Source organism: Streptomyces sp. NPDC007164, assembly GCF_040634135.1.
Lineage (GTDB): Bacteria > Actinomycetota > Actinomycetes > Streptomycetales > Streptomycetaceae > Streptomyces > Streptomyces sanglieri.
Window position 1 is genome coordinate 191476 of record NZ_JBEYFB010000003.1, and the last position, 12943, is coordinate 204418.

A 12943-nucleotide genomic window follows, 5' to 3' on the forward strand; every position below is an offset into this window, starting at 1 on the left:
CGGCACGGCCCCGGGTCCCGTACGGCGTGGACCCGGGGCAGCCGCCGGGCTCAGCTCTGGGTCAGGGCCCAGATACCCACCGCGAAACAGATCAACGCGACCACCAGCACCGGGACCGCCACCTTCGGGGACGGTCCCGGACGCCTCTGCGGGGCGTGCGCGTACGCCGGAGCAGGCACCGGTGAATGCGCCTGCGCCGGTGGCTGCGCCTGTGGCTGTCCAGTGGTGTACGCGCGGGTGAGCGCCGGTTCGTGCTGCACGGCCGCCGTGGCCGCCTGCGAGGGATCCGGGACGGGAGCGGCGTACGGGGACGCGGCGGGCGCCGGAAGCGGGGTGTGCGGCGTGACCGGCTGGGCCGGCTGAATCTGCTGGGGCGGCGGTGTGGGCTGTTGCGGAGGAGGCGGGAGGTGGAAGCTGCCTGTCTCCGACATCGGGACCGGCGACTGGGCGTAGGGCTGCTGGGCGGCCTGCGCGTGCTGGGCCTGCTGGGCCTGTTGGTCGTGTTGGTCGTGCTGGGCCTGCTGGGCGGGGGCCGGGGCCGGTCCATCGGGGCCGAAACCGGCGGGCAGCGGCCCGATTTGGTCGAAGACCTCGACCGGCTCGTCCTCGGCCCCAGGCTCCGGCAGCATCTCGACCGCGGCCGTCAGCGCCTTGCGCGCACCCGTGGCCGTACGGAACCGGGCCTGCGGATCCGGCTGCAACAGCCCCGCGAGGACCTGCCACAACGGCTCGGGGATCCCCTCCGGGGCGGCGGGCGTGCCGTACGAGGCGAAGTGCTCGACGAGCGCCTGCGCGTCGGGCTTCTTGCCCTGGAGCAGATACAGCGCGACGAGTCCGACCGCGAACAGGTCCGCGGGGAAATCGGGTTCCGCGCCCATCATCTGCTCGGGCGCGAAGTAACCGGGCGTACCCACCACGTAGTTGGTCTCGGTGAGGCGCGGTTCTCCCTTGCGCATGGAGATGCCGAAGTCGGACAGCCGCAGATGCGGCCGTCCGGTACCGGTCGCCTCCATCAGGATGTTGGCCGGCTTGATGTCCCGGTGCACGACGCCCTCCGCGTGCACCGTGGACAGCCCGGACAGCAGCTGGTCGAGGAGCGTGCAGACGAACCGGGGCGGCAGCGGTCCGTAGTCGCCGATGACATGTGCCAGCGAACCGCCGCTCACCAGATCCATGGTGAACAGGACCTTGTCGTCGTCCGCGGCCCAGCTCGCCGGGGCGAGCACATGCGGATGCTCGATCCGCAGCGCCTGCTCGCGGACGAAGCGCAGCAGCGTGTGCGCGTCGCTCTGCTGGAGGACCTTGGCCGCCACATAGCGGCGGCGCCGGTGGTCCCAGGCCCGCCAGACGGCGCCGACCCCACCACGTCCGATCGGATCGATCAGTTCGTACCGACCGGCGAAGACCTCACCCATTGCGCTGCGCCCGCTCCCAGTTCCTGTTTCGGCCCACGGCCGGCTTTCGGGGGACAGTGCCCGGACAGACCCGGACGAACGGTCCTAGCTCTGGTGTCCCTCGTAGTGCGCCACCGCGTCCGCGGTGCGCCCGGCGCCGTACACCCTGAGGAACTCTGCCAGTTCCGGGTGGGTCGGGGCGAGGGAGTCGGCGGCATCGATGATGTCACCGGCCGCCGCGACCGACCGCATCAGCGACTGGATCTCACGGACCACTCGCCGGACGGTGGGGGCGCCGCCGGTGTGCGAGGCCTGGCCGGTGCTGGTCAGCACGGAGCCGCCCTGGGACTTCTTGATCTCTTCCATGCGGTCGGTGGCCTCGCCCGCGCTGACGCTGCCGTCCGCCACCTGACCGGCCAGCTCCTGGAGCGCCTGGACCCGCTGGACGACCGCCGGGTTGCCGATCTTCGCCCGCTGGCCGCTCATCAGCTGGGAGAGCATGGGGGCGGACAGCCCGAGGGCGGCGGCGAGCCTGGCCTGGTTCAGGCCGAGATCATCGATCAGGCGGCGGAAGAGCGCACCGAGGGGCTCCCCGTACCAACTGCGCTGAAGCTCCCTGGCTCTGGCCGTTGCCTCTTGCTGCGCTGCGTCCATGGCGTCTCCCCTTCGCTGCGGCTTCGCTGCTGCGAACCTCGACGAGCATCTTACGGAGAGTGGTCGCCGACCGGGAGCCCCCATCTTTTTGCGGGATTCCGGGGAGTACCCGGTACTGTTGTCTGCGGCGGTGGCCGGAACGCCGGGCGTTCGGGGCTGTCCGTTGTTCGGGGCCTTAGCTCAGTTGGTAGAGCGCTGCCTTTGCAAGGCAGATGTCAGGAGTTCGAATCTCCTAGGCTCCACGCGAAGAAAATGCCCTCCGATCTGCGGAAACGCAGTATCGGAGGGCATTTTTCGTGCCGTGGGAGTCCGAGTGCAAGGGGCGGGGCCGCCGGCCCTGAGTGCTTCGGGCCGGTTCCGGGCGGGGTCTCTCCCGTCGGGTCCCTGCCGGTCGTCGCGCCGCGCGGCTCAGCGGTGGTCGTCCGGGCCGGAGCCGTTCACGCCCTCCGGGCCGTCCGTCCCGTCGGCCTCCGCATCGGCCTGCTTGGCCCGGACCTCGGGGTCGAGCGAGGTCGGGCCGCTGCCGTCGACCGAGGTCAGCGGTGCGCGGTCGGAGACCTCCGTGGCGGCGGGCGGCTCGACCAGCCAGTCGGGGTTGGCCTGCTTGTCCCACCACCGCCAGGCGGCGTAGGCGGCGCCCGCCACGAGGCCGGTCACGACGAGCCCCTTGAACAGCCGGCCGGCCCTCGCGCGCCGTTCGTGCTTCCTGATCAGCTGCTTGATCTCCTGCGCCGTGACCTGGCCGCGCAGTGCGGCCAGTGCGGCGGCGCTGCGGGCCGAGGCCTCCTCGGCCATCGGCTGGGCGACGGCCATCGCGTGCTCGACGCGCGGCACCGTGTAGTCCGCGGCGGTCCGTGCCGCCCGGCGGGTGCGGCGTGCGGCGCGCCGGCCGGCCTCGTCGACCTTGGGGGGCACATGGGTCAGGGCGAGTTCGATACGTGGTGCCAGATGCGCGTCGTACTGGACGCGGGCCTGCTGGGCCGCCCTGGACACCTTCGGCGCGAGCCGCGTGCGGGCCTCGTGCGCGAGATGTGCGGCCTGGTCCTTGGCCGTGTCGGCGTAGGGCGCCACCACTTCCGCGGCGTGCTGCACGCTGTCCTTCGCCGAGTCGGTTGCGGCGCGCACGCTGTCGATGCGGGTCACGGGATCCTCCTCCTTGGTGGCGGGTAGACACTCCGCCTTTCCACCCATTTCGAGATCATGCCTGCCGAATTCCGGTATGGCATGCGGGGGCGGGCATCCGGGTTATTCAGGTCATGAGTTGATGCATCGGGCAATGTGGTGCAAGGGGAGCTTGTCGACGACAATGCCACGGTTCGCCCCGGCCCGCGCCGCTTCGTCACGCACTTGGCCGCATTTGTTGCTGCGGACCGCGGAATGCGGAATGCGGAATGGGGCAGGAAGGTGAGTGCCGTGCGCCCGGCGGTGGTGGCCGGGCGCCGGAACGTACGGTCCGTGCGAGGATCGGTGGCGTCACTGAGGACGCAACGTCACCGAAGAAGACTCAACGTAACCGAAGACTTACGGAAGGCAGATCGTGGCCGAGCAGCTTTACGCCACCTTGAAGACCAATCAGGGCGACATCGAGATCCGGCTTCTGCCGAACCACGCGCCCAAGACGGTCAAGAATTTCGTCGAGCTCGCCAAGGGTGAGCGTGAGTGGACGCACCCCGAGACCGGCGAGAAGTCGACGGACAAGCTGTACGACGGCACCGTCTTCCACCGTGTCATCAGCGGCTTCATGATCCAGGGCGGTGACCCGCTCGGCAACGGCACCGGTGGTCCGGGGTACGAGTTCGCGGACGAGTTCCACCCCGACCTCGCCTTCACCAAGCCGTACCTGCTGGCCATGGCCAACGCCGGCCCGGGCACCAATGGCTCGCAGTTCTTCGTGACCGTTTCGCCGACCGCCTGGCTGACCGGCAAGCACACCATCTTCGGCGAGGTCGCCAACGACGCCGGCAAGAAGGTCGTGGACGCCATCGCCGGGGCCCAGACCAATCCCCGCACCGACCGCCCGGTGCAGGACATCGTGATCGAGTCGGTCGTCATCGAGACCCGTTGATCACCTGTGGTCATCGGCTGATCACACACTGATGGCCCGTTCGGGAACCAACCGCCCTGCCCGTCCGTACTGATACATAGCGGACGAGCAGGGCGGCGTCGTGCGCGCCGTGCCCGTCATGACCAGGACCGAAGGGACCGGGAAGCGATGGGACCGATGGACCGGCAGCCGCCGGGAGGCAGTGACCAGTCCGCTGCCGCGGACGGCTCGCTCAGCTGCTACCGCCACCCCGGTCGCGAGGCGAACATCCGCTGCACCCGCTGCGAGCGCCCGATCTGCCCCGAGTGCATGATCGACGCCTCGGTCGGCTTCCAGTGCCCGGACTGTGTCCGCCAGGGGGCGGGTACGGGACACGGGCCCGCCGTCGGCCGGCCGCGCACCGTCGCGGGCGGCAGCATCACGGCCGATCCCCGCCTCGTCACCAAGATCCTGCTCGGCATCAATGTCGCGGTGTACCTCGCGGTGCTGGCGAAGGGCACCGCGCTGGTCGACGACCTGATACTGCTCGGCCGGGCCTCGACCTATTACGGCGGTCCGCCCGAAGGTGTCGCGGAAGGCCAGTGGTACCGGCTGGTGACGTCGATGTTCCTGCACCAGGAGATGTGGCACATCGCGTTCAACATGCTGGGGCTGTGGTGGCTCGGCGGGCCGCTGGAAGCGGCGCTCGGCCGCGCCCGCTACCTCACGCTCTACCTGGTGTCCGGGCTGGCCGGCAGCGCCCTCACATACTGGCTCTCCGCACCCCAGCAGGGTTCGCTCGGAGCCTCCGGGGCGATCTTCGGACTGCTGGGCGCCACCGCCGTGCTGATGCGCCGGCTCAACTACGACATGCGCCCGGTCCTCGCGCTCCTCGCGGTGAACCTGGTCATCACCTTCAACCCCTGGGGCGGGATCGCCTGGCAGGCGCATGTCGGCGGTCTGGTCGCGGGCACGCTGATCGCGATCGGCATGGTGCACGCACCCCGCGAGCGGCGCGCACTGGTGCAGTACGGCACCAGCGCCCTGGTCCTTGCGGCCGTGATCCTCGTCGTCGTCATCAGAACGGCCGCGCTCACCTGAGCGGACATTGTCCCCGGACCACGCGTCCACAGCTCTGGTTGTCCACAGCAGGTGCCGGATCTTGTGCATTCTGTGGGAACAACTGTGCCCCTTGTCGCTGAGCTGGGTTTTTCCAGCAGGGACAAGGGGCGTGCCATCCCCCGATGGGGGAGACTGCAGTCACATCGGCGTCAACCGCCAGGGAGTTATCCACAGATCGTCTGACCTTTTCCCCCGCCTGTGGATAACACTGTGGGTAACTCGGGGCAAGGGTTGCGGGACAGGGCTCCGCTGTGCAAAGGGGCAACGCGACCACGAGGACTGCGGTGCTGCCTCCGCCGCGGTACTACTTCCGCCGCGGTGCTACTTCCACTGTGTGGAGACGCCGAAGCCGCCGGCGATGAAGCCGAAGCCGACGACGATGTTCCAGTTCCCCAGGTCCTTGATCGGCAGGTCGCCGTCCGTCACATAGAAGACGACGATCCAGGCCAGACCGATCAGGAAGAGCGCCAGCATCACCGGCGCCACCCAGCTGCGGCTGGTCAGCTTTATGTTGGTTGCCTGCTTCGCCGGAGGGGGCGTGAAGTCGGCCTTCTTGCGGATACGTGACTTCGGCACGAGGAACTCTCCTGTCGATGCGCTGCGTGACCGCGCAGGGAACTGTGGCTGGCGCCGGGGCGGAGCTCGAGGAGAATGCTGCCTACCTCGGGCGTCCGTTAGCGTAGTGCTTCCCTGGCGCCGAAGGAGATAAGGGTACGTTGAGCAATTCTGCCGACTCCCCCCAAGGCCCGGTCCGGCGTACCTTCCGGCACCCGGCCCGTGTGCTCACCGCTGCCGTCTTCGCGCTCGCCGGACTGATCTTCGTCACCAGTGCCAACACGGCCAAGGGCACCAATATCCGGACCGACTCCTCGCTGCTGAAGCTCTCCGACCTCATCCAGCAGCGCAGCAACAAGAACGCCCAGCTGGACGAGACCACCGCGGCCGTGCGCGACGACATCGACGCCCTCGTCCGGCGGGACGACGGCAGCACCGAGGCGGAGGAGGCCCGGCTCAAGGAACTGGAGCGGGCCGGCGGAACCACCAAGCTCACCGGCCGGTCGGTGTCCGTCACCCTCAACGACGCGCCGCCCAACGCCACCGCCAACCCCGGCTACCCCGACCCGCAGCCCAACGACCTGGTCATCCACCAGCAGGACCTCCAGGCGGTCGTCAACGCCCTCTGGCAGGGCGGTGCCCGGGGCATCCAGGTCATGGACCAGCGGCTGATCTCCACCAGCGCGGTGCGCTGCGTCGGCAACACCCTGATCCTCCAGGGCCGGGTCTACTCCCCGCCGTACAAGATCACCGCGGTCGGCGACCCGGGCAGGCTCAGGCAGGCGCTCGACAACTCCCCGGCGATCAGCAACTACCTGCTGTATGTGAAGGCGTACGGGCTCGGCTGGAAAGTCGATGAGCACGAGGCGGTGACTCTTCCCGGCTACTCGGGCACAGTGGACCTCCACTACGCGGAGCCCGTGGAGCAGTAGCGAGCGGCCGTGAAGCTGTGAATCGGCGAGCGGCTGTGGGGGAGGCCGGCCAGGTGTCGGTGCGACTGATCGTCAGGACGTTCAGCGAACTCTGCATCACCGTCGGCGCCCTGATCGTTCTCTTTGTGGTGTACGTGCTGTTCTGGACCGGAGTGAAGGCGGCCGACGCCACCGCAGGGCAGATCGACGACCTGCGCAGCCGGTGGGCGCAGGGGCCGGTGTCCGCACCCGGGCCGAGGCCCTCCCCGACGTCGAGGACGCCGGATGCGCCCGAGCAGCCTCCCGCTCCCGCCGCCTACCGGGACGGCAAGCCGTTCGCGATGCTGTACATACCCCGCTTCGGCAAGGACTGGGAGTGGCCCGTCCTGGAGAACACCGGGGTCCGGACCTTGCAGAAGGGCCTCGGCCACTACTCGGGGACCGCCCGCCTCGGCGCGACGGGCAATTTCGCGGTGGCCGGGCACCGCCGTACGTACGGCGACCCGTTCAAGGACTTCCCGAAGCTGCGTCCGGGCGACGCGGTGGTGCTGAGCGACGGCACGACGTGGTTCACGTACCGCATAGACAAGCCGCCCTACCGGACCGTGCCGAGCGACATCGGGGTCATCGACCCCGTCCCGCGCAAGTCCGGATTCGACGGGCCCGGCCGCTATCTCACGCTGACCACCTGTGACCCGGAGTGGGGCAGCAGCCACCGGCTGATCGCCTGGGCCCACCTCGATGCCACCCGGCCCGTGTCCGAAGGCGAGCCGGCGGCTTTCCACAGCTGACCCACGCTTCTGCCCCGGCCCTTTAGTCTGGTCTCGTACCGAATGGAGGGGACAACATGTACGGCTGGATCTGGCGGCATCTGCCGGGCAACGCATGGGTGCGTGCGCTCATCTCGCTCGTGTTGGTACTGGCTGTTGTCTACGCGCTTTTCCAGTACGTCTTCCCCTGGGCGGAGCCGCTGCTTCCGTTCGGTGATGTGACGGTCGACGGCTCGACCGGGACGGAGGGCGGCCAGTGAGTGCCCGCATTCTCGTCGTGGACAACTACGACAGCTTTGTCTTCAATCTCGTCCAGTACCTCTACCAGCTCGGTGCCGAGTGCGAGGTGCTGCGCAATGACGAGGTGTCCACGGCACATGCCCAGGACGGCTTCGACGGCGTCCTGTTGTCGCCCGGTCCCGGCACCCCGGAGCAGGCGGGCGTCTGCGTCGAGATGGTGCGCCACTGCGCGGCCACGGGCGTCCCGGTCTTCGGGGTCTGCCTCGGGATGCAGTCGATGGCGGTGGCGTACGGCGGCGTGGTGGACCGCGCCCCCGAGCTGCTGCACGGCAAGACCTCGAAGGTGACCCACGAGGGCACGGGCGTCTTCGCCGGCCTCCCGTCCCCCTTCACCGCGACCCGCTACCACTCGCTCGCCGCCGAACCGGACACCGTCCCGGCGGAGTTGGAGGTGACGGCGCGGACCGCCGACGGGATCATCATGGGGCTGCGCCACCGTGAGCTGCCGGTGGAGGGCGTGCAGTTCCACCCGGAGTCGGTGCTGACCGAGCACGGGCACCTGATGCTGGCCAACTGGCTGGTGCAGTGCGGCGACACGGGGGCCGTCGCGCGGTCGGCGGGGCTCGCGCCGGTGGTGGGCAAGGCCGTCGCGTGACTTCGCACCGCCCCGAACCCGACGCCGGTCAGGACGGCCCGTACGAGCGAGGAGCGTACGGGGCCGCCGGCGAGTTCGAGGCGGCGGTCGACCGGCTGGCGGACCCGTTGAACGATCCGCTGCCGGGGCCGCGCACCTCGCCGTGGTTCAGGGCGGACGATGTTCCGGCCCGGTCGACCGAGTCGGCCGAGCCACCGGCTGCCGGTCCGGGACAGCACCGTGCCCCGGACGGACCGGCACAGCCGCAGCAGGGGCCGCCCCAGGGGCCGCCGGCCCAGGCACAGGCGTCGTACGGGGCACAGAGCCCCCAGGGCGCCCCGCAGGAGTGGTGCGACCCCGAGGGGTTCGCACGGGACTGGTACGGCCCGCAGACGGCTGTTTCGGCACCCGAGCCGACGCCCGTCCCGGAGCAGTCGGCGCGGCCTGTGCCGCCGCCCATGGCGCAGCCCGTTCCGCAGCAGCCGGTTCCGCGGCAGCCCGTTCCGGAGGAATTGACGCAGCCCCTTGCCGTTGCCTTCCCGGTCGGCGACGAGACGGTCGGTGCACGGACGGCCGGTGCCCACCGGCCGGACGGCCGGGCGACGGCGACGGCCGGGCGGCCGGTTCCGGTCCCGGATCCGGCGGGCGACACGGAGAGCTTCGCGGTATCGGCGGTATTCGCGGAATCAGCGGCGGACGCCGACTCGTACTCCGCGACTCCGCGCGCTGCGCCGGACCCCGGTCCGGACTCCGACAACACCGATTCGGAGCCGCGTACCGGAGGTCGCGCCGAGCGCCGTCGCGCCGCCAAGGGCCGGGGCCGGCGCCGTGCCGATCAGCGGCCGGAGGCGGCGACGGCCGCCACGCAGCCCGAGAAGCCGATGTCGCGCGTCGAGGCACGGCGTGCGGCCCGTGCGGCCAAGGACAGCCCGGCCGTGGTGGCCAGCCGGGTCACCGGCGAGCTGTTCATCACGCTCGGCGTGCTGATGCTGCTGTTCGTCACCTATCAGCTGTGGTGGACGAATGTGCGCGCCGACCAGTACGCCGGCAAGGAGACGCACAAGATCCAGGACGACTGGGCGAAGGGCGACCGCAGCCCCGGGGAGTTCGAAGCGGGGCAGGGATTCGCCATCATCCACATCCCCAAGCTGGATGTGGTCGCTCCGATCGCCGAGGGCATCAGTAAGGAGAAGGTCCTCGACCGGGGCATGGTCGGCCACTACAGCGAGGGCACGCTCCGCACCGCGATGCCCTCGGCCAAGAAGGGCAACTTCGCTCTGGCCGGTCACCGCAACACGCACGGCGAGCCGTTCCGCTACATCAACCGGCTGAACGCCGGCGACCTGATCGTGGTCGAAACGCAGGACGCGTACTACACGTACGAGACGGCCAGGACTCTGCCGCAGACATCGCCGTCCAATGTCTCGGTGATCGACCCGGTGCCGCGTGATTCCGGGTTCAACGGGCCGGGCCGGTACATCACTCTGACGACCTGTACGCCGGAATTCACGAGTACGTACCGTTTGATCGTCTGGGGCAAGATGGTCGACGAACGACCGCGCAGCGAGGGGAAGCCCGACGCGCTCGTGGGCTGAATCATCATCACGACAGGGACGGGTGCGGTGACAGCGAGGACCGAGCACGAAGAGGGAACCGGCGAGTCCGCGCCCCCGCCCCGGCGCAGGGGCCGCCATTCCGTCGCGACCGCGGTCAGCCTCTTCGGTGAACTCCTGATCACCGCGGGCCTGGTGCTCGGACTCTTCGTCGTCTACTCCCTCTGGTGGACGAATGTGCTCGCCGACCGTGAGGCCACCAAACAGGGCCACACCATCCGCGACCGCTGGGCGGGCGGACCGGGTGCGCTGGACACCAAGGACGGCATCGGCTTCCTGCACGTCCCGTCGATGAAGAACGGCGAGGTGCTGGTCAAGAAGGGCACCGACACCGAGAACCTGAACGACGGCATCGCGGGCTACTACACGGACCCGGTGAAGTCGGCTCTCCCGTGGGACAAGAAGGGCAACTTCACCCTGGCCGCCCACCGCGACGGGCACGGCGCCAAGTTCCACAACATCGACAAGGTGAAGACCGGGGACGCGGTCGTCTTCGAGACCAAGGACACCTGGTACGTCTACAAGGTCTTCAAGGAGCTCCCCGAGACGTCGAAGTACAACGTCGACGTGTTGCAGGAGGTGCCGAAGGGCTCGGGCGCGAAGAAGCCCGGCCGCTACATCACGCTGACGACCTGCACGCCGGTCTACACGTCGAAGTACCGCTACATCGTGTGGGGCGAGCTGGTGCGTACGGAGAAGGTGGACAAGGACCGCACGAAGCCGGCGGAGCTGCGCTGACAGCTGCCCCGCAGCCCCCGCCGGGGCGCCCGGCAGACACGGTTTTCGGCGGGCACGGTCTTCGGCAGGCAACCCGGTGCGCATGAAGAAGGGCCCCGGTCGCCGTGTGGCGCCGGGGCCCTTCAAGGTGGTGCGTCGGGGTCAGCGCCGTCTGCCGGACGGGCCGCCGAAGATGTTGCCGTCTCCGCCGCCCGGCATGGTCACCACGTTGACCGCGCTGTTCTTGTCGACCGGCTGGCCCACGCCGGGCTGGAAGGTGACGACCTTCGCGTTGTCGTCGTTCGGTCCCTGCACCTGGCCGAGTTGCAGTCCGGCCGCGGTGAGCAGGCCCTTGGCCTCCCCAAGCGTCTTGCCCTGGAGATCCGGAACCGTGGTCTGCTCGGGCTGCTGCGGGCCCTTGGAGACCGTCAGCACGATCTGGGCGGTCAGTGGCTGCATCGAGTCGGGGGGCGGTGTCTGGCTGATCACCTGGTTCGCCGGCTTCTCCGAATCGACGTCGGTCCTGGAGACGTTGGTGAAGCCGAGGCCGTTGAGCTGGGCCACCGCGGCGTTGTAGTCCCGGTCGGCGACGTTCGGCACCTTCTGGGTGGCCTGCTTGGCGACCGTGATGGTGACTTCGGAGTTCTTCTCGGCCTTCGTGTTGCCCTCGGGGTTCTGCTTGATGACCGTACCGGCGGTCTTCTCGGACTCGACCGCGGTGACGTTCACCGTGAAGCCCTTGGCTTCGAGGTCCTTGCGGGCCGTCGCCTCGGTCTTCTCCACGACGTCCGGGACATCGACCTTCGGCGCCCCGGTGGAGACGACGACCGTGACGGTGTCCTTCTTCGCCATCTGGTCGTCGGGGGTCGGGGTCTGGCTGCAGATCTTGCCCTTGGGCTGGTCCTCGCACGGTTCGCGCGAGCCGATCTTCAGGACGACGCCGGCGTTGTCCGCGAGCCTCTCGGCTTCCTTCACGGTCGAACCGACCATGTTCGGCGCATCGAACTTGTCGGCGCCGCTGTCGCGGTTGCTGAACACCGACTGGCCGATCAGGATCGCGCCGATCAGCACCAGGACACCCGCGACGATCAGCAGGATCGTCGAGGTGTTGCTCTTCTTCTGGCGGCGGCGGTCCGGGCGGTCGTCGTAGCCGTAGCCGCCGTCGTCCGGGTTGACCGGGGGCAGCATCGACGTCTGCGCGCCGTTCTGGTCCGCGGCGCGCAGCGCGGTGGTCGGCTGGTCGTTGCCGTATCCGTCGTAGCCGCCGTAACCGGCCGCGCCCATCGCCGCGGTGGCGGCGACCGGCTGGCCGTCGAGGCAGGCCTCGATGTCGGCGCGCATCTCGTCGGCCGACTGGTAGCGGTAGTCGGGATCCTTGACCAGGGCCTTCAACACGATCGCGTCCATTTCGGGCGTGATCTCGGGGTCGAAGTTGCTGGGCTTCTGCGGCTCTTCCCGTACGTGCTGGTAGGCGACCGCGACCGGTGAGTCACCGATGAACGGCGGCCGTACCGTCAGCAGTTCGTAGAGCAGACAGCCGGTCGAGTAGAGGTCGGAGCGCGCGTCGACCTGCTCGCCCTTGGCCTGCTCCGGGGAGAGGTACTGGGCGGTGCCGATGACGGCGGCGGTCTGGGTCATCGTCATTCCGGAGTCGCCCATGGCGCGGGCGATGCCGAAGTCCATGACCTTGACCTGACCGGTGCGCGTCAGCATGACGTTCGCCGGTTTGATGTCGCGGTGGACGATGCCGGCGCGGTGCGAGTACTCCAGCGCCTGGAGGATGCCGACGGTCATCTCAAGGGTGCGTTCGGGCAGCAGCTTGCGGCCGGAGTGCAGTAGCTCCCTGAGCGTCGACCCGTCGACGTACTCCATCACGATGTACGGGATGGAGACCCCGTCGACGTAGTCCTCGCCGGTGTCGTAGACGGCGACGATCGCCGGGTGGTTGAGCGAGGCGGCGGACTGGGCCTCACGGCGGAACCGGGCCTGGAAGGACGGATCGCGGGCCAGATCGGCGCGGAGCGTCTTCACGGCTACGGTGCGGCCGAGCCTGGTGTCGTGTGCGAGGTAGACCTCGGCCATGCCACCACGGCCGAGCACCGAGCCCAGCTCGTACCGGCCGCCGAGGCGACGCGGCTCTTCCATAACAGTTCCAGCCCTCTCCGTCAGTCCCGACCGCACCGGTGTGTGGTCCGGCGGTGTGCTGCTCGCGCATACGCTACCGGCCGCGCCCTACCTGATCGGCCCGGAGTCCGGACCTGATACCTGACCGGTATCCCGATGTGCAGGTATGGCGCCCGATGTGATGGG

The 12943-nt window shown here is 69.3% G+C and carries 13 protein-coding genes and 1 tRNA gene; 9 read left to right on the forward strand and 5 right to left on the reverse strand.

All coding sequences use genetic code 11. The annotated features are described in order from the left end of the window. Window positions 1–50 precede the first annotated feature (50 nt). Window positions 51–1415: a serine/threonine-protein kinase gene (locus ABZ622_RS07470; protein ID WP_360541309.1), complete on the reverse strand. Its 1365-nt coding sequence runs from the start codon at window positions 1413–1415 to the stop codon at window positions 51–53. 84 nt (window positions 1416–1499) lie between these two features. Beyond that, complete coding sequence (locus ABZ622_RS07475; protein ID WP_360541311.1) at window positions 1500–2048, reverse strand: helix-turn-helix transcriptional regulator; 549 nt, start codon at window positions 2046–2048, stop codon at window positions 1500–1502. Between the two features lie 169 nt (window positions 2049–2217). Here ABZ622_RS07475 and ABZ622_RS07480 point away from each other — a divergent pair. Further along, window positions 2218–2290: transfer RNA gene (locus ABZ622_RS07480), tRNA-Ala, on the forward strand. Between the two features lie 166 nt (window positions 2291–2456). On the opposite strand, the gene ABZ622_RS07485 is transcribed toward ABZ622_RS07480, so the two are convergent. Beyond that, complete coding sequence (locus ABZ622_RS07485) at window positions 2457–3191, reverse strand: DUF5324 family protein (protein WP_360541313.1); 735 nt, start codon at window positions 3189–3191, stop codon at window positions 2457–2459. Window positions 3192–3585: 394 nt separating this feature from the next. Here ABZ622_RS07485 and ABZ622_RS07490 point away from each other — a divergent pair, with 394 nt between their 5' ends. Further along, window positions 3586–4113 carry a peptidylprolyl isomerase gene (locus tag ABZ622_RS07490; RefSeq protein WP_360541315.1) on the forward strand — a complete coding sequence of 176 codons (528 nt, stop codon included), beginning with the start codon at window positions 3586–3588 and terminating at the stop codon, window positions 4111–4113. Between the two features lie 156 nt (window positions 4114–4269). Then, window positions 4270–5172: a rhomboid family intramembrane serine protease gene (locus ABZ622_RS07495; RefSeq protein ID WP_360541642.1), complete on the forward strand. Its 903-nt coding sequence runs from the start codon at window positions 4270–4272 to the stop codon at window positions 5170–5172. A gap of 342 nt (window positions 5173–5514) precedes the next feature. Here ABZ622_RS07495 and crgA read toward each other — a convergent pair whose 3' ends face one another. After that, window positions 5515–5769, reverse strand: a complete 255-nt coding sequence (crgA, locus tag ABZ622_RS07500; protein WP_093548084.1) for a cell division protein CrgA — start codon at window positions 5767–5769, stop codon at window positions 5515–5517. A 140-nt stretch (window positions 5770–5909) separates the two neighbouring features. Here crgA and ABZ622_RS07505 point away from each other — a divergent pair, with 140 nt between their 5' ends. From ABZ622_RS07505 to ABZ622_RS07530, 6 genes are read left to right on the forward strand one after another with little or no spacing between them, the layout of a single operon-like run. Continuing rightward, complete coding sequence (locus tag ABZ622_RS07505) at window positions 5910–6680, forward strand: DUF881 domain-containing protein (protein WP_360541317.1); 771 nt, start codon at window positions 5910–5912, stop codon at window positions 6678–6680. A gap of 53 nt (window positions 6681–6733) precedes the next feature. Further along, on the forward strand, window positions 6734–7450 hold the full coding sequence (locus ABZ622_RS07510; RefSeq protein WP_360541319.1) for a class E sortase: 717 nt from the start codon (window positions 6734–6736) through the stop codon (window positions 7448–7450). Window positions 7451–7506: 56 nt separating this feature from the next. Next, on the forward strand, window positions 7507–7689 hold the full coding sequence (locus tag ABZ622_RS07515) for a hypothetical protein (RefSeq protein WP_266914546.1): 183 nt from the start codon (window positions 7507–7509) through the stop codon (window positions 7687–7689). Then, the gene (locus tag ABZ622_RS07520; protein WP_360541321.1) at window positions 7686–8324 is read left to right on the forward strand and encodes an aminodeoxychorismate/anthranilate synthase component II; all 639 of its coding nucleotides are present in this window, start codon (window positions 7686–7688) and stop codon (window positions 8322–8324) included. The genes ABZ622_RS07515 and ABZ622_RS07520 overlap by 4 nt, the downstream gene beginning before the upstream one ends. After that, window positions 8321–9898, forward strand: a complete 1578-nt coding sequence (locus tag ABZ622_RS07525) for a class E sortase (RefSeq protein ID WP_360541323.1) — start codon at window positions 8321–8323, stop codon at window positions 9896–9898. Before ABZ622_RS07520 ends, ABZ622_RS07525 begins: the two co-directional genes overlap by 4 nt. A 27-nt stretch (window positions 9899–9925) precedes the next feature. Next, window positions 9926–10654, forward strand: coding sequence for a class E sortase (locus tag ABZ622_RS07530; RefSeq protein WP_360541325.1), 729 nt, complete (start codon window positions 9926–9928; stop codon window positions 10652–10654). A gap of 141 nt (window positions 10655–10795) precedes the next feature. Here ABZ622_RS07530 and pknB read toward each other — a convergent pair whose 3' ends face one another. Continuing rightward, complete coding sequence (pknB, locus tag ABZ622_RS07535; protein ID WP_360541327.1) at window positions 10796–12778, reverse strand: Stk1 family PASTA domain-containing Ser/Thr kinase; 1983 nt, start codon at window positions 12776–12778, stop codon at window positions 10796–10798. Window positions 12779–12943: the final 165 nt, after the last annotated feature.

Excerpts from the sequence above, each read along its gene's own strand:
- ABZ622_RS07470 (WP_360541309.1), bottom strand. The coding sequence starts at position 1,415 with ATGGGTGAGGTCTTCGCCGGTCGGTACGAACTGATCGATCCGATCGGA.
- ABZ622_RS07475 (WP_360541311.1), bottom strand. The coding sequence starts at position 2,048 with ATGGACGCAGCGCAGCAAGAGGCAACGGCCAGAGCCAGGGAGCTTCAG.
- ABZ622_RS07495 (WP_360541642.1), top strand. The coding sequence starts at position 4,270 with ATGGACCGGCAGCCGCCGGGAGGCAGTGACCAGTCCGCTGCCGCGGAC.
- ABZ622_RS07515 (WP_266914546.1), top strand. The coding sequence starts at position 7,507 with ATGTACGGCTGGATCTGGCGGCATCTGCCGGGCAACGCATGGGTGCGT.
- pknB (WP_360541327.1), bottom strand. The coding sequence starts at position 12,778 with ATGGAAGAGCCGCGTCGCCTCGGCGGCCGGTACGAGCTGGGCTCGGTG.